Genomic DNA, 18,692 nt, shown 5'->3' with positions numbered 1-18,692 from the left:
GTCAGAAAGCGGTGCTCGGACAGCTGATGTCGCGATCTGGTCGCGGTACTGCCAAACGGATGTGAGTAGCAGAGCGTCTAAGTTGTGGCGTGGCGGGCCGCGAGGTAGCCGAAGATCAGGCCCGCGCTCACCTGGCATCCGGCGCCGGGGTATTCGGAAGCCATGGGGGAGTCCGCGTCGTTGCCGCAGGCGTACAAGCCCGGGATCGGGGTCCCCTGCTCGTCGAGGACTCTCGCGTCGGGATCGGTCCGCAGGCCCAGTGAGGTGGCCAGCGGGGTGGGAACGACGGCGATTGCGTGGAACGGGGCCGTTCGAACAGGGCCGAGGTTGGCGTTCGGTGTGTGGCGGGGGTCGCCGCTACGCTGCCCGAAAGGGCTTCGTCCTTTTCCGAACTCGTCGTCGACGCCGGTCCGCGCGTGCCGGTCGGCGGCCGCGACTGTGCGCTCGAGGCCGTCCGGATCGACGCCGATCATGGTGGCGAGCTCCCGTACCGTCGGTGCGGTGTGGAGGTAGCCGGCGGCGGTGTGCCGCCGGAGCACAGTCTTGGGCGCGTGCGGGCGGATCATGCCGAGCCCGTACCGGGAGAGAGTCCGGGAGTCGAGCACGAGCCACGCGGGGATGGTCGGCACGGACTGGTGCGAGTTGTACATCGCGCGGGTGAAGCGGTGGTAGGAAACGGATTCGTCGACGAACCGGCGTCCGGCGGCGTTGACGGCGAGGACGCCGGGCTTGGCGCGGTCCCAGATGTGCGGGAACACCGCGGTCGACCCGTCTCGGCGACGGCCGATCGAGCTGGGGAACCACCATGCGTTGTCGTCGCGAGGTTCGCCGAGCGCGCCGCCGACTGCTTGGGCGAGGGCGATCGTGTCGCCGGTCGCGCCCTCGGCTGCCGGTGTGAACTGTGGCGTCGGCCGGGGCAGGTGCCGAGCTCGCAGCTCCGGGTCGGCGGGGAAGCCACCGCCGGCGAGGACGACTCCGCGACGTGCGGCGATCCGGGTCGTGCGGCCGCGATGAAGGACTACTGCGCCGAGGACGCGGCCGGCGTCGTCGGTGACGAGGTCGGTGGTGTGTGCGGTGAACCAAACCTCGCCCGAACCCAGAAGCAGCTGGTGGTACAGGCTCGCGACGAGGGCGTTGCCCATGACCAGCCGGGTGCCGCGTGGATAACGGAGCCGGTCGATCGCCCAGCGCAGGCCGAGACGCAGCGCGACGGCCACGCCCCGCACCGAACCATCGAAGATCGTGAGGAGCTGGTCGACCTCGAGGCGGCGGACCATCAGGGTGCCGCCGAAGAGCGCGAGTTCCGGGATCGGCGGGCGGATCCGGGCGAAGGCGCGCTTGCCCAGCCGCCGGCCGTCGAAGACGTGCGGCTCGAGTGCTCGGCCCACGCCGGATCCGGGGAGTTCGGGATGGTAGTCGACGACGGTCGCGGAATGCCGGAACCGCACTCCGATGCGGTCCAGGTAGTCGATCGCAGTGGGGCCGTGCGAGAGATATGTTTCCCGGAGTTCACGGGCTGCGCGGGCACCGACCAGCGCGTCGAGATAGGACGCCGCGGCCTCGGTATCGGCGACGGGGTCGTCTTGGAACTGGTGCCCCGGAATCCAGCAGGTCCCGGCGGAGCGGGCGGTGGTCCCGCCCAGCCACTCGGTTTTCTCCAGCACCAGGGCGGACAGCCCCTCGTGCGCGCCGACCGTTGCCGCGCACAGCCCCGCCGCGCCGGAGCCGAGTACCAGCAGGTCGACCTCGTGGTCCCATCGCTCGTCAGGCACGCTGTGGTCCCTTCTGATGAGGCTCCGCCGCGGTCTCCCTGAATGGCGCCGGGAGGCCGCGGCGGAGTGGTCAGATCACGACGATCTTGCCGGTGTTCTGCGGGTAGATCGGGTCGTTGTAGAAGTACTCGCCCTTCTTCGCGAATGTGTGCTTGAAGGATTGCCCCGGCATGAGGGTCCCGCTGTCGAACTCGTACTCGAAGAACGAGACCGCGCCGTGCGCGGTGGCGTTGCCCACCGGGTTGACGAAGGTGATCTCGGTGCCGACCGGGACGGTCAGGTTCTGCGGTGACATCGCGTTCTGCGCCACCGTGTTCTCCTGGGCACCCGGCGTGCCCGCGCCGGCGTCCCAGATCCGGCCGAGCGTGACGGTGTAGCCGGCCGCCGCGGCGGTGACCGCCGCTGTGCGAATCTGGTTGCGCTTCGACGGGGGAGTGGGCGCGGTGGCGGGGGCGACCCGTCCGCCGAGCTTGAACGCCCACAGGTGGTCGCCCTTCGGGATGTCGGGGTAGGGCAGGCCGTTGCCGCCGGCGAACACGGCGAGGTACTGCTGGCCGTCGATCTCATAGGTGACCGGGCTGGTGTGCACGCCCGCTCCACATTGGAATCGCCACAGTTCCTTGGCGTCGGTGTCGTCCATGCCGAGTAGGACGCCGTCGGGGCCGCCCTGGAACATCACGCCGCCCGCGGTGGTGAGGATGCCGTTGCCGTGCGCCAGCGACCACTCGCTGTCCTTGCTCCACACCAGCTTGTTCGTGCGGGGGTCGATCGCCGCGAGGCCGCCCGCGAAGTACTCGCCGTAGGGGCGGGCGGTGTTGACCCGGCCTCCGGTGGTGTTGGAGTACGCGGAGTTGACGAGGCCGTAGCCGACGTAGACGTAGCCGGTCTCGGGGTTGAACGAGACGTGCGCCCAGTCGGCGCCGCCGCCCGCGCCCGGGAATATGATGGTGGCGCGGTCCCAGTGCGTGGCGAAGAGCCCGCCGTTGGGGTAAAACGGCACCGGCCGGGTGGAGTTGTCCAGGCGGGGTTCCTGGGGAACGAACGGGTCGCCCTTCGGGAACGGCTGGGTCGGCGAGGTCTTGTGTCGCGGGTCCTGCGGCACGGGGCGCTCTTTGACACCCTGCACGGGCTTTCCGTTGGTGCGGTCGAGGATGTAGTACATGCCGACTTTGGAGCCGTAGACGACGACCTTGCGCAGCTTCCCGTCGATGCGCAGGTCGATCAGCACCGGCGCCATCACGTTGTCGTAGTCCCAGATGTCGTGGTGGACCGACTGGAAGTGCCAGCGTCGCTTGCCCGTCTTGGCGTCGATGGCCACGAGCGAGTTGGCGAAGAGGTTGTCGCCGCCGCGGGTGGATCCGTTGGTACGCGGGTAGGGGTTGCCGAAGGTCCAGTAGACGAGCCCGAGGTCGGGGTCGACCGCGGGGTGGATCCACGGCACGGCCCCACCGGTCTTCCAGCTTTCGCCTTCCCAGGTGTCGTTGCCGAAATCGCCGGGGCCCGGCACGGACCAGAACGTCCAGGCGATCTTGCCGGTTGCCGCATCGAGGGCATACGCGCGCCCGCGCGCGCCGGCGGTGCTGCCCTGCATTCCGACGTAGATGAGCCCGTCCCAGTAGACGATGGCGCCCGCGAGCGTCCCGGTCGCGCCGCCGCACTGTCCGTTGGCCGGGTCGCACTCTTCCGGCGTGCCCTGGGTCGGGTCTTCGGTCAGCAGCTGGCGCTTCCACATCATCGCGCCCGTTTTCTGGTTCAGCGCATACACGATGTTCGCGCCCGACGTCGAGAAGACCTTGCCCTGGCCGAGTGCGACGCCGCGCATGTTGGTGGTTTCGGAACCGACGTTCGACTTCCACCGGATGGCGCCGGTCTTTCCGTCGACGGCGAACACGTTCTGCTGGGTGGTCTGGACGTAGAGCACGCCGTCCTGCGCGACGATCGTGCTCTGCTGCGCGCGGGAGGTGTCGCCGCCCTCGAGGTTCACGTGCCAGGCGCCGCCGAGCCGGTCGAGGGTGTGGCGGTTGATCTGCTTGAGCGGTGAGTGGTTCTGGTTGGCGAGGTTTCCGCCGACCTTCGGGAAATCCGCACCGGTGGCACCGAAGGCATCGGGTTGCTTCGGCGTGTCCGGGGCCCCTGCCGACGCCGGCGCCGCGCCGAGCACTGTGCCCACCACCGCCGCGCCCGCAGTGGTGGCCGCACCGGACAGAAATCTGCGTCGATCCATCGGTTGCCCTCTCTTCATTGAGGAAAAGCGCTGCGAGGAGTGACTCAACTCGAAGGACGTGGTCCACCTGGTGGTCCATCAAGTCCGTTGGTCGGTTGAGCTTAAAGGCTTCCGGAGTGGTCCACAAGACTGCGCGGCGGCCAAGTCGCCTCTTGTTCGACCTTGGGTTCAGGAGGTACTGTCCGGAGCGCCAGGTGGGCCAATCGGTCCGCTACATGGACCTGTTGGTTTCTCTGTCCCACTGTTGTGAAGAGGAGCGAAGCCATGTCCGCTGTACCGGAAACGCCCAGCACCAAGCTCGTCGAGTCCGCCCTGCCCACGTGGACCGACCCGGTGCTGGAGGGATACGAAACGCGGCCGGAGGTGACGGCCTACGCGCTTGAGAGCGGGCCGTGGAACGCCCGCTGACCAGGGCGGAGTTCACCGACGCCCTGCTCGGTCTGTCCAAACGCTACTGGGCGCACCACCCGTTCCACCTTCGTCTGCACGACGGGGGCTGCGAGCCGGCGGACCTGCGCCGCTGGGTGGCGAACCGCTGGTACTACCAGAAGTGCCTGTCGCGCAAGAACGCGGCGATCGTCGCGAACTGCCCGCTGCCCGAGGTTCGCCGCGCGTGGGTGGGCCGCATCGTGTTCCACGACGGGGAGCACGAGCACGAAGGTGGCATGCACGAGTGGCTGCGGCTGGCGCAAGCGGTGGGGCTGAGCAGGGCGGAGGTGCTCGACGAACGGCACGTGCTGCCCGGGGTGCGGTTCGCGGTCGACGGTTACCTCGACTTCTGTCGCACCCGGCCGTGGAAGGAAAGCGTGGCGGCCGCGCTGACGGAGCTGTTCTCCCCGGACCACATGAGCGACCGCATGGACGCGTGGCGCCGCCACTACGGCTGGATTGAGCCGGACGGGTTCGCGTACTTCGACCGGCGCATTCCGGCCGCTCGCGACGACAGCGCGTTCACCCTCGAGCTGGTGCTGACGCATTGCCGCACCCGTGCGGAACAGGAAGCCGCGATCCGGGCGCTGTCGTTCAAGTGCGACGTCCTCTGGAGTGTGCTCGACGCAGTGGACTATGCGAGGTGCTCATGACGCTGGATACGGGCAGCAGGCCCGGGGTGCGCGCGGGCGTGCGCCTGGAGCTCGACCTGGTGCGGCAGAGCCGGGTTCTCCTGTTCCCCGAAGGGGTTCTGGTGCTCAACGACACCGCGGCCGCCGTGGTCGAGCTCTGCGACACCCGGCGCACCGTGGCGGAGATCGTGGCCTGTCTGGGCGAGCGGTACTCCGGCGTCACGAATGGTTCGGTGCTGCGGGCGCTGGCCGACCTGGAGACCCGCGGGCTGGTGGGCACCGGGCCGGACGTGCGCGCGGCGCGTCCGGTACCCGCCGGAAAGCCGGTGACGGCGGCCGCGCCACGATCACCGGCGCCCCTCGGGCTGCTCGCGGAGCTGACCTACCGGTGCCCGCTGCAGTGCACCTATTGCGCCAACCCGCTGAACCTCGGCGACTACCGCGACGAGCTCGACACTGCCGGCTGGCAGGACGTGTTCGCGCAGGCGAGGGCTCTCGGTGTGCTGCAGCTGCACCTGTCGGGAGGGGAACCCGGTCTCCGGAAGGACCTGGTCGAGCTGGTGGCGACGGGGCACGACCTCGGGTTCTACCTCAACCTGGTCACCAGCGGCGTCTCGATGAACGCCGCGCGGATCGGGCAGCTCGCCGAGGCGGGACTGGACCACTTCCAGCTGTCCTTGCAGGATGCGGAAGCCGCACCGGCGAACGCGATCGCGGGGCGTCGGGCACACGAGCGCAAGCTCGCCGTCGCCGGGGCCGTGCGCGAAGCCGGACTCCCGTTGACGATCAACGTGGTGCTGCACAGGGGGAACGTCGGGCGGATCCCGGCGATCGCCGCGCTCGCGGTGGACCTCGGCGCGGATCGGCTGGAGCTGGCGCACACCCAGTTCTACGGCTGGGCCCTGCGCAATCGCGGCGCTCTTCTGCCTAGCCGGGAGCAGGTGGAGCGTGCCGCCGCCGACGTCGCCGAAGTGCGGGCCCGGTTCGGGGCCGGGCTCGAGATCGTGCACGTCGCGGCCGACTACTACAGTCCCCGGCCCAAGCCCTGCAACTACGGCTGGGGCTCGCGCCAGCTCGTGGTGAATCCCGTCGGCGGGGTGCTGCCGTGCCTGGCGGCGGAGACCTTGCCGGACCTTCAGGTGCCCTCGGTCCGCACCGAAGCGCTGGCCTCGATCTGGTACGACTCGCCGGCGTTCCGCCGGTTCCGCGGTACTGACTGGATGCCGGATCCCTGCCGGAGCTGCGTGCTCAAGGAAGTCGACTTCGGTGGCTGTCGCTGCCAGGCGTACCAGGTCACCGGCGACGCCGCGGCGACCGATCCGGTCTGCGACCTCTCGGAGTACCACCAGGTGGTTCTCGACCAGGTCGAGGACCCGGGTCTGGCGCCGGCCGTGCCCCGGCGGATGCGATGAAGGTCCGCTTCCTCGGCACCGCGGCGGGAGGTGGTGCCCCGCAATGGAACTGCGGCTGCGCAACCTGTGTGCGGGCGCGCCGAGCCGGGGTGTCGCGCACCCAGGATTGCCTGGCCGTCAGCGGTGACGGCGAGTCGTGGTACCTCACCAACGCCTCGCCCGACCTGCGGACGCAACTGCTCGCGACACCGGAGCTGGCACCGGCCGCGGGATCGCGCGAATCACCCGTCCGCGGGGTGGTCTTCACCAGCGCCGAACTCGACCACACCCTCGGGCTGCTCACCCTCCGCGAAGCCGGCGGCCTGGACGTCTACGCCACCGCGACCGTCCACAAGGCATTGCGATCCGGGTTTCCGATCGAGACCACGATCGGCTCGTACACGCAGCTTCGGGAACACCACCTCGCACCCGGAACGCCGGTGGAGCTCGAAGGCGGGCTCCGCGTCACCTTGACCGTGCTGAGCAGCAAGAGGCCCAGGTACGCGGGCACGGCGCCGTCGGGCGAGTGGGTCAGCGCGTGCCGCTTCGATTCCGGCCCCGGCACGCGAGCCTTCGTCTACGCGCCGGGCCTCGCCGCGTGGACCGACGAGTTCGCCACGGTGATCGACGGTGCGGACGTCGTCGCGCTCGACGGTACTTTCCTCACCGAGGAAGAGATGGGGCCCGGACGTCCGGCGTCGGGCATGGGGCACCTGGCCATCACCGAGGCTCTGCCTTTCCTCGCCGGGCATCCCGGACCCCGGTACCTGTTCACCCACCTCAACAACACCAATCCGCTGGTGCTTCCCAACGCCCACGAGGCGTCCGCGCTGGCGGAGGTGAACGCCGCTGTGGCGTTCGACGGGCAACTGCTCGAACTCTGAATCCGATTCCCCTGCCGGCTTCGACGGCAGGTCCACTGTGTCCAGAACAGGATGGAGAACCATGAAGAGACGTTCGGCAACGGTGCTGACAGCTCTGGCGAGCGCGTCCGCCGCCGCACTCGCGACCGTGCTCGCCTTCGGAATGCCCGCGTCGGCCCACGACGGCAGTGGCAAGACGGGTGCGCAACAACTGGGCGATCCCCAGTACGGGGTGTGCCGCGGCCTCGACTCCAGCTGCTACCACAACTGGGGCAACTTCGACCTCTCCAAGGGGATCAAGGTCCTCGTCTACTCGCGCACGGCGGGGCCACGCCACGCCAACCTCGGCCCCGCGCTCGGCCCCGGTATGAATCCGCCGCTGGCCGACGCCAACGTCGCGCAGAAGGCGCTGGTGAAGCTCGGGCAGCAGAACGGTTTCGCGGTCGACTGGACCGAGGACGTCACCCAGCTGGCGAGCCCGAACACGTTGTTCAAGTACAACGCCGTGATCTTCCTCAGCACCAGCCGTGACGCGCTCGACGACTCGGCCCAGACGTCACTGCGCCAGTACATCCGCGGCGGCGGTGGTTTCGTGGCCATCCACAACGCCTTCGGCACCGAGTACAACTGGCCCTGGTACGAAGGACTGCTGGGCGGGACCAACTACTACGATCACGGCCCCGCGCAGGCCGGCACCGTGCAGACGGTGGAGCGCAACGACGTCTCGACGAAGAACCTGCCGAACCGCTGGGCCTTCACCGACGAGTGGTACAACCTGGATCCCTTCCCCAGCAACGTCCGCTTCCTCGCGAAGGTGGACGAGTCGAGCCTGGCCGAGGGCGTGAAGGGCTCGATGGGGCACCCCGGCCACGGGACCAACCACCCGGTGGCCTGGTGCCAGTACTACGACGGTGGCAGGTCGTGGGTGACGACGCTCGGTCACGAGGACTGGGCTTACACCAACTCGACCACCTCCGACGGCGCGCGGTACTTCCAGTCGCTGATCGTGGGCGGGATCAAGTCCGCTGCGGGCGCGGCGCCGTTCTGCCGCTGATCACGAGAGAGGGCCCCGGCTTCGACGAAGCCGGGGCCCTCTCTCGTGGGGTGAGCTTGTCAGAGGCCGAGGTAGATCTGCCGGACCAGCGGGTCGTGGCTGAGGTCCGCGGAGCTGCCGGTCATCGCCACCTGGCCGTTCTCCATGACCAGGCAGGTTTCGGTGGCCTCGAAGGTGAGCTTCGCGTTCTGCTCGACCAGCAGCAGCCCGAGGCCGGCCTCGGAGAGGCGTTGCAGGCTCGCGAGGACCTCCTCGACGAGCTTGGGGGACAGCCCCATGGACGGCTCGTCCAGCAAGACCAGCTTGGGTTCGGACATGAGGGCCCGCCCGATGGCGAGCATCTGCTGCTGGCCCCCGGACAGGGCGCCGGCGAGGCGGTGTTGCATCTCGCCGAGCACGGGGAACATCTCGTACACCTCTTGCAGGACTTGTCGGGTCCGGCCCCGCCACGGCTTGAGGTACGCGCCGAGAAGGAGGTTCTTCTCCACGGAGAGGCCGTCGAACACATGCCGGCCCTCGGGGACGTAGCCGATGCCGTGGCGCACGACGTCCTTGGGTTTCACCTTGGTCAGATCCTGGTCGCCGAACCACAAGCCGCCGACGGACCGGGGGACGAGGCCCATGAGTGCCTTCAACGTCGAGGTCTTGCCGGCTCCGTTGGCCCCGATGATGCCCATGCAGCACCCCGCTCCGACGGTGAAACCGACGGAGCTGACGGCCTGGACTCCGCCGTAGCGCACCGAGAGGTTCTCGACGCGAAGGTCGCCCGCGAGGCCGGGGCCGGCCTCGCGCGGGTGTCCGCTTTGCTCGGTCTTCACGGCATGACCTCTGTTTCCACTGCGTGGGCGACCTCGGCGACGCTGAACGAGTCTCCGAGGTAGGCCTCGATGACCTCGGGCCGGATCGCGACTTCGGCGGGAGTGCCTTCGGCGATCACGCCGCCTCCGGCGAGGACGGTGACGCGGTCGCACAGTGACATGACCAGGCTCATGTTGTGCTCGATCAGCACGACGGTGACTCCACTGTCGCGAATGGATCGGACGATCTCCTTGAGCTGGCCCACTTCCTGTCCGTTGAGACCCGCGGCCGGCTCGTCGAGGAGCAGCACCTTCGGGTCGGCGGCCATGGCCCGGGCCAGCTCCACCCTGCGCTGGATCCCGTACGGGAGTGACCGGGGGGCCGCGTCGGCGAAGTCCTCGAGGCCGAACCGGCTCAGCAAAGCGCGGGCATCCCGGCGCAGAGCGCGTTCGGCGCGCCAGACACCGACCGGCCAGAGCACGTAGTGCCAGAGCGAACGCATCGATGAGCGATCCAGCGCGACCAGCAGGTTCTCCTCGACCGTCAGCTGGCCGAAGAGGCGCAGGTTCTGGAACGTCCGCGAGAGGCCGGCGCGGGACAGTTGGTGGGTCCGGCGCCCGGTGAGGGTCAGGTCCCCGATGGCCGCTGTGCCTGTCGACGCGGTGTAAAGCCCGCTGATCACGTTGAACAGCGTTGTCTTCCCCGAACCGTTGGGGCCGACGATGCCGCGGATCTCGCCGGCCTCGACGGACAACGATACGCCCTTGAGCGCCTTCAACCCGCGGAATTGCTTGCTGATCCCGGATATCTCGAGCGGTGCGCCCTGCCGGCTCCCCTCGGTGGGCGGGTAGGGGAGGAATGGCCCGAGGACGGCCCGGTCGGCGGGTTTCCTCCGCCGCAGTACCCGGCGGATCTGTGTGGGCAGTCCGGCCAGCCCCGCCGGTGCGAAGACGACCATGAGCACGACGACCGCGCCGTAGCCGAGTTGCGCGTAGACGGAGAAGTCGGTGAGCGCTTCGCGGACCAGGGACAGGGCGACCGCGCCAACGATGCACCCGGGGATGCTCTGCCGGCCGCCGATGATGACCATGGCCAGCAGGAGGAACATGTTGGCGACGCTGAACGTCTCGGGCGCGATGTAGTGGATGAGCCCCGCGTAGAGCACTCCGGCGACGCCGCCGTACACGCTCGAGACGAGGAACGCGGTCATGCGCAGTACCGGGACGGGCGCCCCGACGGCGCCGGCTGCGATGGAGTCGTCGCGCATGGCGCGCAGGCGCCGGCCCAATGCGGTGCGCACGACGAACACCGCGAACGCCACGGCAAGCGCGAACACGACGAGTTCGAGGTAGTAGTACAGGTACTCGTTGGTCAGGTCGATCCCGAACAGCGGCGGAACCGGGATGCCGCTGATGCCTGATGCTCCGCCGGCGATGTGCGCGTTGGTCACCCAGTTGGTGAAGGCCAGCGCGAGCCCCAGCGTGACGATGCCCAGATAGTGCGATTGCACGCGCAGGGCGGGAATGCCGACGACCAGTCCCGCGGCCGCGGTGGCGATCACGGCCAGCACGGCGGAGACCCAGAACCCGAGCCCGGAGGCGGTGGTGAAGATGGCGAGGGCGTAGGAGCCGACGCCGAAGAACGCGATCTGCGCGAGGTTGATCTGCCCGGCTACGCCCATGGCGATGCCCATGCCGACCGCCAGCAGGGCGAACACGATCGCGATGTTGACGACGTGGATGCCGTAGCCGTCGAGTCCGTAGGGCAGGAGCCAGGCGAGGAAGGCGAGCAGGACGATTCCGGCGATCCGCGCGCTCAGGCCGCGGTTGCGCACGAGGAGGTTCATGCCCGGCTCACCGTCCGCTCGCCGAACAGGCCGGTCGGTTTGACCATGACGATCACGGTGAACACGAGGAACACCACCAGGTCCGAGTAGCCCTGGAACCAGCCGGCGGCGAAGGAATCCAGGATTCCGATGGCCAGCCCGCCCACGATCGCGCCCGTGATGTTGCCGAAGCCGCCGAGGATGGCGGCGGCGAAGCCCTTGATGCCTAGGGCCCCGCCCATGGTCGGGCTCACGTACAGAAGTGGGCCGACGAGGCCGCCGGCGAGCGCCGCCAGCCCGGCGCCGATCGCGAAGGCGATGGCGTTGCTGCGTCCGACGTGGATGCCGACCGCGGTGGCCGCTTCGTGGTCCATGGCGACGGCTTGCATGGCGGCACCTCGTTTGGTCCGCTGCAAGAAGATGAGCAGGAGCACCGTGGCGACCGCGGCGATCCCGAGCACGACGAGGCTGTAGGTGCGGATGCGCACGCCGAAGACGTCGAGGGGCTGGGAGCCCACCGGGGTGGGAACGGCGCGGCCGGTCGCACCCCAGATGATGGTGGCGAGCGACTCCAGCACGACGCCGAAGCCGATCGTGCCGATCAGCATCAGGTCGAAGTCCTTGTTCTCCAACGGACGCAGCACCCGTTCCATCACCAGCGCGATGAGGCCGGTGACGACCATGGCGACGATGATGGCGAGGACGAACGGCAGCCGGGAGGACATGTAGAAGGTCGATGCCGCGTAGGCGCCGACCATCACGACCTGGCCGTGTGCGAAGTTGACCAGGCCCATGGTGCGATAGACGATCGAGAAGCCCATGGCGACGAGGGCGTAGACAGCGCCGAAGCTGAGCCCGCCCACGAGCGTCTGGAGAAAGACTTGCATGAAAAGTCCTTTCACAGACGGGGGCCGCGCGCCGGGCGCGGCCCCCGCAGGATCAGCTGGTGGCGGTGGCGATCAGTTTCCCGCCGGTGATGACGCCGATCGAGGTGGCGTGGATGCCGACGCCGGTCTGGTCGAAGGTGAACGTGCCGAGCAGGCCCGGGTACTGGGTGGCGCGGATAGCATCGGCCAGCTGCTGACCGGTCGCGGCGTTGCTGTTCTTCATCGCAGTCAGGAAAATGTTCGTGCCGTCGAAGGATTTCGCGCCGTGCAGTTCGGCGTCCTCGTTGTAGGCCGTCTTGTAGGCCTGGGCGAAGGAGCGGGAAGCGTCACTGGTGTCATTGCTGAGGTAGGGGCTGCTCACGACGGTCCCCTCGGCGTTGGCGGCGCCCGCGGTCTGGAGGTAGACGGTCGTTCCCATGGGTGCCGCGCCGGCCACGGTGGCGTTCAGCCCGAGCTCGCGCGCCTGTTTGACGATGAGCCCGGCTTCGACCTCCTCGGTGCCGACGAACAGCACCTGTGGGTTCTTCTGCCGGATGGACGTCAGCGCCGCGCTGAAGTCCTTCTGGTCGGTGGTCACCACCTGGTCGTCGACCGGCTTGATTCCCCGATCGGCCAGTGCTTTCCCGAAGGCGTCGTGCTCGCCCTTGCCGTAGGAGCCGTTGTTGCTGATGAAGGCGATGTTCTTCAGGTTCTTCTGGTCGACGAGGTACTTGGCCAGGGTCTCGTCGTAGGTCGTGCTCGTCGGGCCGTTGAGGAACTGGAACGGGCTTTTCACCGCGGTGATCGAGGGGGACTGCCCGGAGGTGATGCTGGGGATCTTGGCCTGCTGCAGGACGGGCGCCATGGCGACGGTGACCGCGCTTTCGGCGGTGCCGATCATCGCGACGTAGCCCTCGCTGGCGATCTTGCGAGCGAGGTTGGTGCCGATGGTGGGGTCGCCCGTGTCGTCGAACACATCGAGCTGGATTTTCCTGCCGTTGACCCCGCCTTTCGCGTTCCACTGGTCGACGGCGAGCTTCGCGCCCTTGTATTCCCAGGCGCCCAGCGAGCTGAGCTGGCCGCTCTGGGCGTCGACGACGGCCATCTTGATGGGACCGGTCGTCGAAGCGCTGGTGTTCGACGAGCTCCCAGGCGCGCTGCAGGCGCTGCCGACGCCCACCGCCAGCACCGCCAATGCGGACGCCACCACGCGCCCACGTCGGAATCGGATCATGAATGCCACCTCGTTGTGTCAGGAGTGCGGAGTTATTCGAAGACGCCCTGGTAGATGTCCTTGATGTTCCAGTGCCCCGGAGTCGGCACCGGCTCGTTGACCATCGGGACGTCGAGGACCGCCGGCCGGCGGCGCGCGACCGCGTCGCGGAGTGCTTCGCCGAGGCCCTCCGGGGTCTCGACCAGGTATCCGTCGGCGCCGCAGGAACGGCCGAGCGCGGCGAAGTCGGGCGACGCGGGATTGCCGTCGCGGTCGAGGAACTCGCAGCCGAAGCTTTGCCCGAAGTTCCCGGCCTGCAGGTCCGCGATGGTGCCGTGGGCCCGGTTGTTCATCACGACGAAGATCACGGGCAGGCCCTGCTCGACGGCCAGCGGAATGGCGGGCAGCTGCGCGCTCATCCCGCCATCGCCCACCAGGGCGACGACGACCCGCTCGGGCGCGGCGATCTGCACGCCGACCGCGGCCGCCGGTCCGAAGCCCATTGTGGACGCTCCGCCAGGGGTGATGAACCGGCCGTCCTCGGGCAGTTCGTAGCACTGGGCCACGCCGTTCTTGTTCCACCCGACGTCGGTGACGAGGACGGAGTCGGACGGCAGGACGGTGCGGAGGTCCTCGAGGATGCGTTCCGGCCGGAGGGGGAAATCGTCGCTGCGGCCGCGCTCCTGGCTCGACTCGAACAGCGTCGTCCGGGCGGTGGTGATGGTTTCCCGCAGGCCGGGCCTGGAGACCCGCTCGGGGGCGAGGGCTCGCACCGCCGCGGTGATCGCCGGAACCGCGTGGTTGACGTCGGCGACGGCTCCGAGGGCGACGGGGTAGTTCCGGCCGATCTCGGCGGCGTCGATGTCGATCTGGATCAGCTGTGCCGGCGGGAACCGCCAGGTGTAGTCGGAGTCCCACGAGCTGGCGTCGGTCTCGGCGAAGCGGGTCGCCAGCGCGAGCACGAGGTCGGTGTCGCGGGTGTAGTCGTTCGTGAGCTCCAGGCCCCAGAAGCCGGTCATGCCCATGACCAGCGGGTGCCGGTCGGGAAGTGTGCCCTTGGCCATGAGCGAGTGGGCGACGGGGATGTCCAGGTGCTCGGCGAGGTCGAGCAGCGCCGCCCGCCCGGCCGGCCCGCGCAGACCGCCGCCGAGGTAGATCAACGGACGCTTCGCGTTGACGAGCAGTTCGGCGATCCGCGCGGCGTCCGCGTCGCTCAACGCCGGCGTCGCGACCTGCTCGACCAGCGGGTAGTCCACCACGCGGACCTGGCGGGAGAACAGGTCCATCGGGACGTTGAGCAGAACCGCGCCCTTGCGGCCGGACGTCGCCGTCCAGAAGGCGCGCTCGGTGAACCTGGTCAGGTCCTCGGCGCGGTGGATGTGCCAGGCGCGCTTGACGAACGGGCGGTAGATGGCGGTCTGGTCGGCGTCGGCGTGGAGGTTCACCTCCTGGTGGGGGTGGCGACCGTGGTAGTACGACGGGACATCGCCGGAGATCGTGATGAGCGGGACGGAGTCGAGTGCGGCGGTGGCGACACCGGTCACCGCGTTCATCATGCCGGGACCCGCGTGCACGAGCAGGACTCCGGGTTTGCCCGAGACGCGGGCGTATCCGTCGGCAGCGTGGGCGGCCGCTTGCTCGTGCCGGGCCATGACGAATTCGATGCTGCTGCGCCCGAGTGCGTCCAGGAAGGCGATGTTGGTGTGGCCGCACAGGCCGAAGACGTACTCGACGCCGTAGGACTCCAGCTGCCGGACGAGTGCTTCCGCTGCGGTCGTCGTCGGGGCGGGTGCGGTCATCGGTGCGTCGCTCCTCTTGTCACTGGTCTCGGTCACTGCTCGCCCCAGATCGAGGTGCCGCGCAGGATCAGGGTCTTCACGACGGTGTAGTCGTCGATCATGTGCGCGGGTGACTCCCGGCCGAAGCCGGAGTCTTTGACACCGCCGAAGGGAATGTGGTCGAGCCGGTAGTTCGACGAGCCGTTCACGACCAGCCCGCCGACCTGCAGCTCGCGCCACGCGGTGAAGATCGTGCGGATATCCTGGGTGAAGATCCCGGCCTGCAGGCCGAACCGGCTCGCGTTGCAGGCGCGGATGACGTCGTCCAGGTCGTCGAACGGCAGGACGGCGACGAGGGCGCCGAAGACTTCCTTGACCACGACGTCGGCGTCGCCGGGTGGGTCGGCCACGATGGTCGGGAGCAGCGTGGCGCCGTCGCGGGTCCCGCCGAGCAGGACCCGCGCGCCACCGAGGCTCGCGTCGGCGGCCCACTGCTCCACGCGTGCGGCGGCTTGTTCGTCGACCATCGCCCCGACGTCGGTCGCGGGGTCGAGTGGATCCCCGACCTTGAGCTGGGCGACCTCGTCGCGGAAGGCGGTCAGGAAGTCGTCGAAGCGGCTTCGGTGGACGTAGACCCGCTGCACCGAGATGCAGCTCTGCCCGGAGTTGCTGTACCCGGTCCGGGCGCAGGTCCGGGCGGCGTGCGCGAGGTCGGCGTCGGCGCACACCAGGGTGGCGGCGTTGCCGCCGAGCTCCAGCACGAGGCGTTTCGCGCCGGCTGCCCGCGCGACCGCGGCCCCGGTCTCCGCGCTGCCGGTGAAGCTGATGACGGCGACGGCGTCGCCCGCGCACAACGCGGCTCCGACCTCGCCGCCGCCGTGCAGCAGCTGGACCGCCTCGACGGGCATGCCGGCGTCGAGGAGCAGGGCCACGATCGCGGCTGTCGTCGCGGGAGCCTGGGGCGGCGCCTTCACGATTGTGGTGTTGCCGGCCGCGAACGACGCGCCGAGCTTGTGGGCCAGCAGGTTCGCGGGGGCGTTGAACGGTGTGATCGCCAGCGCGACACCGGCGGGGGCTCGGAAGGTCATGGCGGTGTTGCCGACGCCGCGGTCCCAGCCGGACACCGGGAGCATGTCGCCGCCGATGTGCCGGGTTTCGTTGGCGCACACGGCGAACGTGTCCGCCACGCGGTCCAGCTCGCCCCGCCCGTCCTTGAGCGGTTTGCCGAGCTCCAGCGCGATCAGCCGGGCGATCGCGTCCCGGTGCTCGATCGCCGACTGTGCCGCACGTTCGAGAATCGCGGCCCGGGTCGCCGGTGCGAGGTGCCCGACGACGGGCGCGTTCTCCGCGGCGTAGGCCAGAGCGTCGGCCACCTGGGTTTCCGACGCGGGGTACGACTTCGTCACCACTCTGCGGACGTACGGACCCATCCGGTCGGTCGGCGGTCCGTCGCGTGTCCACTTGCCGCCGACGAACGCGGCGGCCTCCATGGCGTCATCGGATGTCGAGGATTCGAGAATCTCCTGCAGCACCGCCACACTCCCTTGTGAACCATCAAACGGTACATCTGGACCACTCTGCGGACTCCGTGTAACGTACGGTTGGCGACAGGCGCTGGCAAGACTTCGAGCCGAAGAAGTTACGAACCGGCCCAGGGTGGCCACCCGGTTCGAAATCCGGGTCGAAACCCGAGGATGCTGGGCAAAACGATTACGACAATGGGCAAGGGGAGAGTTGGTCATGAAGCGGGCCGGTGCCGACGAAGCCGTCGACCAGACGGAAAACTCGTCGCAGGAAAGCGGCGAGTCGCAGGGCGTGCGCAGTGTCCAACGGGCACTGGACATTCTGGCGCTGCTGACGGAAACTCAGCCCACGGTGTCGATCTCCGACATCGTGAAGGAAACCGGTCTGGCCAAGACGACGGTGATCCGTTTGGCGCAGACCCTCGAGCAGAATGGCCTCCTGTGGGCGACGCCCAAGGGGTACATGGCGGGGCCGGGTCTCTGGCGCTGGGCACATCTGGCCAAACAGAGCTGGGAGCTTCCCGCGGAAACCAAGCAGCTGATGCGCGAGCTGGGGGATCGTCAGCGGGAGACCGTCAACCTTTACGTCTTGCGTGATGTTTACCGGGTTTGTGTTGCTCAGCAAGAGAGTCCTCAATCACTGCGGCACGTCGTGCGCGTCGGAGACGAGCTTCCCCTGTGGGCAGGTGCGTCGTCGAAGGTGCTGCTGCGCGACGCGTCTGCCGCCCTGTTGACGCGCATCGCCCGCAGCTCGCCCGACGGAGTCGAGCACTTACCTGCTTTGCAGGCGACGGTGACGGAGGCTGCCGAGCAGGGTTTCGCGTTCAGCCACGGCGAGCGCGAAGCAGGTCTTTCGGCGGTGGCGGTTCCGATTGTCAGCGCGGCGGGAACTGTTGTGGCGGCGTTGTCGCTGAGCGGGCCGACCGTGCGTTTTCCCGACGACCGTATTTCCGAGTTCGTCGACGATCTCAAATCTGTTGCCGCGCGCATGGCGGAGCGGGGGTTCGCCCATCCCTTCGCCGGGTGAAGCCGGCCCGACACGACGTGCCGTCCGCGCTGATGCGGGCGGCGCACAAGGAGAGGGAATGCAGAGGAGACCGCTTCGCGGCATCCGGGTACTGGACCTGACGAATGTTCTCGCCGGTCCGTACTGCAGCTACCAGCTGATGCTCTTCGGTGCCGAGGTGGTGAAGGTCGAGGTTCCCGGATCCGGGGACCTGGCCAGGAGCCTGGGACCGGACGCGGAGCTCAACCGGGCGGGCCTCGGCGCCTCGTTCCTGGCGCAGAACGCCGGCAAGAAGTCGATCGAGCTGAACTTGAAGGACGCGGTGCAGCGCGCGCTGTTCGAGGACCTCGTCCGTGGGGCCGACGTCCTGCTCGAGAACTACCGCGCCGGAGTGCTGGAGCGGCTCGGCTTCGGCTGGGACCGGTTGCGGCAGCTCAACGGCCGGCTCGTCTACTGCGCGATCTCGGGGTTCGGGCAGTCCGGACCCTTGAGCCAGGCGCCCGCCTACGACCAGATCATCCAGGGCCTGTCGGGAATGATGAGCGTCACCGGCACGGAGGACACCGCACCCTTGCGGGTCGGCTTCCCGGTCGCGGACACTGTGGGCGGGCTGATGGCGGCGCTGTCGATTTCCTCGGCGCTGGTCGGTCGTGAACGGTCCGGCGAGGGCTGTTTCCTCGACTTGTCGATGCTCGAGGCGTCCATTTCGGCGATGGGCTGGGTGGTGTCCAACTACGTCATCAGCGGAATCCCTCCGGAGCCGATGGGACGGGAGAACGCGACGGCCGCGCCGTCCGGGACCTTCTTCGCCGCGGACGGCCCCCTCAACATCGCCGCGAACCGGCAGGAGCAGTTCGTGACGCTGTGCGGTCTCGTGGGACGGCCGGATCTGGTGGCGGACCCGCGGTTCGCCGATCGAGAAGACCGCAAACGCCATCGCGCCGAGCTCAGCGATGAGCTCAACCGGGCGCTGCGGCTTCGAAACTCGCAGGAGTGGGAGACGGAGCTGTCGGCTGCCGGAGTGCCCGCCGCCCGCATCCTGACGGTGCCGCAGGCACTGAAATCCGAACAGCTCGCGCACCGCGGATTCTTCACCGAGATCGGGTTCCCCGGTGATCCCGAGCGAACCCTGCGCGCCAGCGGCAACGGCGTGCTCGTCGACGGTGAACCACTCCGACCGACCGCCGGGCCACCGTGGCTCGGGCAGCACAACGACGAAGCCGCCGAACTCGTCCGGCGCTGGCGCGCCACCGGCATCCCGTCGCCGGCACGCCCGATCCCCGACCAGGTGTCGCCCGGCCGAACCGAAAGGGACTGA

Annotated in this window: 15 protein-coding genes; 7 read left to right on the top strand and 8 right to left on the bottom strand. The window is 68.9% G+C overall.

All coding sequences use genetic code 11. The features are described 5' to 3' along the window. Positions 1–77: 77 nt before the first annotated feature. Together ABZU76_RS08330 and ABZU76_RS08325 are read right to left on the bottom strand one after the other, a co-directional pair. Positions 78–1,772: an FAD-binding protein gene (locus ABZU76_RS08330; protein WP_354866389.1), complete on the bottom strand. Its 1,695-nt coding sequence runs from the start codon at positions 1,770–1,772 to the stop codon at positions 78–80. 70 nt (positions 1,773–1,842) lie between these two features. Next, positions 1,843–3,996, bottom strand: a complete 2,154-nt coding sequence (locus ABZU76_RS08325) for a PQQ-binding-like beta-propeller repeat protein (protein ID WP_354866387.1) — start codon at positions 3,994–3,996, stop codon at positions 1,843–1,845. A gap of 264 nt (positions 3,997–4,260) precedes the next feature. Between ABZU76_RS08325 and ABZU76_RS08320 the strand changes: the two genes are divergently transcribed. The 5 genes from ABZU76_RS08320 to ABZU76_RS08300 all read left to right on the top strand — a co-directional run bounded on the left by ABZU76_RS08320 (position 4,261) and on the right by ABZU76_RS08300 (position 8,365). Then, positions 4,261–4,404 carry a hypothetical protein gene (locus ABZU76_RS08320; protein ID WP_354866385.1) on the top strand — a complete coding sequence of 48 codons (144 nt, stop codon included), beginning with the start codon at positions 4,261–4,263 and terminating at the stop codon, positions 4,402–4,404. Next, on the top strand, positions 4,389–5,078 hold the full coding sequence (gene pqqC / locus ABZU76_RS08315; RefSeq protein ID WP_354866383.1) for a pyrroloquinoline-quinone synthase PqqC: 690 nt from the start codon (positions 4,389–4,391) through the stop codon (positions 5,076–5,078). The genes ABZU76_RS08320 and pqqC overlap by 16 nt, the downstream gene beginning before the upstream one ends. Then, positions 5,075–6,469, top strand: coding sequence for a pyrroloquinoline quinone biosynthesis protein PqqE (gene pqqE, locus ABZU76_RS08310; RefSeq protein ID WP_354866381.1), 1,395 nt, complete (start codon positions 5,075–5,077; stop codon positions 6,467–6,469). Before pqqC ends, pqqE begins: the two co-directional genes overlap by 4 nt. Positions 6,470–6,558: 89 nt before the next feature. Beyond that, positions 6,559–7,332: an MBL fold metallo-hydrolase gene (locus ABZU76_RS08305; protein ID WP_354866379.1), complete on the top strand. Its 774-nt coding sequence runs from the start codon at positions 6,559–6,561 to the stop codon at positions 7,330–7,332. A 61-nt stretch (positions 7,333–7,393) separates the two neighbouring features. Next, positions 7,394–8,365 carry a ThuA domain-containing protein gene (locus tag ABZU76_RS08300; protein WP_354866377.1) on the top strand — a complete coding sequence of 324 codons (972 nt, stop codon included), beginning with the start codon at positions 7,394–7,396 and terminating at the stop codon, positions 8,363–8,365. A 59-nt stretch (positions 8,366–8,424) separates the two neighbouring features. On the opposite strand, the gene ABZU76_RS08295 is transcribed toward ABZU76_RS08300, so the two are convergent. From ABZU76_RS08295 to ABZU76_RS08270, 6 genes are read right to left on the bottom strand one after another with little or no spacing between them, the layout of a single operon-like run. After that, positions 8,425–9,183: an ABC transporter ATP-binding protein gene (locus ABZU76_RS08295; protein WP_354866375.1), complete on the bottom strand. Its 759-nt coding sequence runs from the start codon at positions 9,181–9,183 to the stop codon at positions 8,425–8,427. Then, positions 9,180–11,009, bottom strand: a complete 1,830-nt coding sequence (locus ABZU76_RS08290; protein ID WP_354866373.1) for a branched-chain amino acid ABC transporter ATP-binding protein/permease — start codon at positions 11,007–11,009, stop codon at positions 9,180–9,182. The genes ABZU76_RS08295 and ABZU76_RS08290 overlap by 4 nt, the downstream gene beginning before the upstream one ends. Further along, a complete protein-coding gene (locus tag ABZU76_RS08285; RefSeq protein ID WP_220239749.1) occupies positions 11,006–11,875 on the bottom strand; it encodes a branched-chain amino acid ABC transporter permease in 870 nt (289 codons plus the stop codon). The genes ABZU76_RS08290 and ABZU76_RS08285 overlap by 4 nt, the downstream gene beginning before the upstream one ends. Before the next feature lie 52 nt (positions 11,876–11,927). Next, complete coding sequence (locus ABZU76_RS08280) at positions 11,928–13,088, bottom strand: ABC transporter substrate-binding protein (protein WP_354866370.1); 1,161 nt, start codon at positions 13,086–13,088, stop codon at positions 11,928–11,930. A 32-nt stretch (positions 13,089–13,120) separates the two neighbouring features. Continuing rightward, positions 13,121–14,866, bottom strand: a complete 1,746-nt coding sequence (locus tag ABZU76_RS08275; RefSeq protein WP_354866368.1) for a thiamine pyrophosphate-binding protein — start codon at positions 14,864–14,866, stop codon at positions 13,121–13,123. 32 nt (positions 14,867–14,898) lie between these two features. After that, positions 14,899–16,377: an aldehyde dehydrogenase family protein gene (locus ABZU76_RS08270; protein WP_354866366.1), complete on the bottom strand. Its 1,479-nt coding sequence runs from the start codon at positions 16,375–16,377 to the stop codon at positions 14,899–14,901. A 208-nt stretch (positions 16,378–16,585) separates the two neighbouring features. On the opposite strand from ABZU76_RS08270, the gene ABZU76_RS08265 reads away from it, so the two are divergent. Beyond that, positions 16,586–17,395 carry an IclR family transcriptional regulator gene (locus ABZU76_RS08265; RefSeq protein ID WP_220239753.1) on the top strand — a complete coding sequence of 270 codons (810 nt, stop codon included), beginning with the start codon at positions 16,586–16,588 and terminating at the stop codon, positions 17,393–17,395. A gap of 58 nt (positions 17,396–17,453) precedes the next feature. Continuing rightward, positions 17,454–18,692, top strand: coding sequence for a CoA transferase (locus ABZU76_RS08260; RefSeq protein WP_354866363.1), 1,239 nt, complete (start codon positions 17,454–17,456; stop codon positions 18,690–18,692).

The sequence above is a fragment of the Amycolatopsis sp. NPDC005232 genome (assembly GCF_040607795.1).
Taxonomy (GTDB): domain Bacteria; phylum Actinomycetota; class Actinomycetes; order Mycobacteriales; family Pseudonocardiaceae; genus Amycolatopsis.
Note: the sequence above shows the minus strand (reverse complement) of the source record. Positions and strands in the feature narration are given on the sequence as shown.

What these genes read in the sequence shown, in the direction of transcription:
- ABZU76_RS08325 (WP_354866387.1), bottom strand. Translation starts at nt 3,996, where the DNA reads ATGGATCGACGCAGATTTCTGTCCGGTGCGGCCACCACTGCGGGCGCG.
- ABZU76_RS08320 (WP_354866385.1), top strand. Translation starts at nt 4,261, where the DNA reads ATGTCCGCTGTACCGGAAACGCCCAGCACCAAGCTCGTCGAGTCCGCC.
- pqqE (WP_354866381.1), top strand. Translation starts at nt 5,075, where the DNA reads ATGACGCTGGATACGGGCAGCAGGCCCGGGGTGCGCGCGGGCGTGCGC.
- ABZU76_RS08300 (WP_354866377.1), top strand. Translation starts at nt 7,394, where the DNA reads ATGAAGAGACGTTCGGCAACGGTGCTGACAGCTCTGGCGAGCGCGTCC.
- ABZU76_RS08290 (WP_354866373.1), bottom strand. Translation starts at nt 11,009, where the DNA reads ATGAACCTCCTCGTGCGCAACCGCGGCCTGAGCGCGCGGATCGCCGGA.
- ABZU76_RS08285 (WP_220239749.1), bottom strand. Translation starts at nt 11,875, where the DNA reads ATGCAAGTCTTTCTCCAGACGCTCGTGGGCGGGCTCAGCTTCGGCGCT.
- ABZU76_RS08280 (WP_354866370.1), bottom strand. Translation starts at nt 13,088, where the DNA reads ATGATCCGATTCCGACGTGGGCGCGTGGTGGCGTCCGCATTGGCGGTG.
- ABZU76_RS08275 (WP_354866368.1), bottom strand. Translation starts at nt 14,866, where the DNA reads ATGACCGCACCCGCCCCGACGACGACCGCAGCGGAAGCACTCGTCCGG.
- ABZU76_RS08265 (WP_220239753.1), top strand. Translation starts at nt 16,586, where the DNA reads ATGAAGCGGGCCGGTGCCGACGAAGCCGTCGACCAGACGGAAAACTCG.
- ABZU76_RS08260 (WP_354866363.1), top strand. Translation starts at nt 17,454, where the DNA reads ATGCAGAGGAGACCGCTTCGCGGCATCCGGGTACTGGACCTGACGAAT.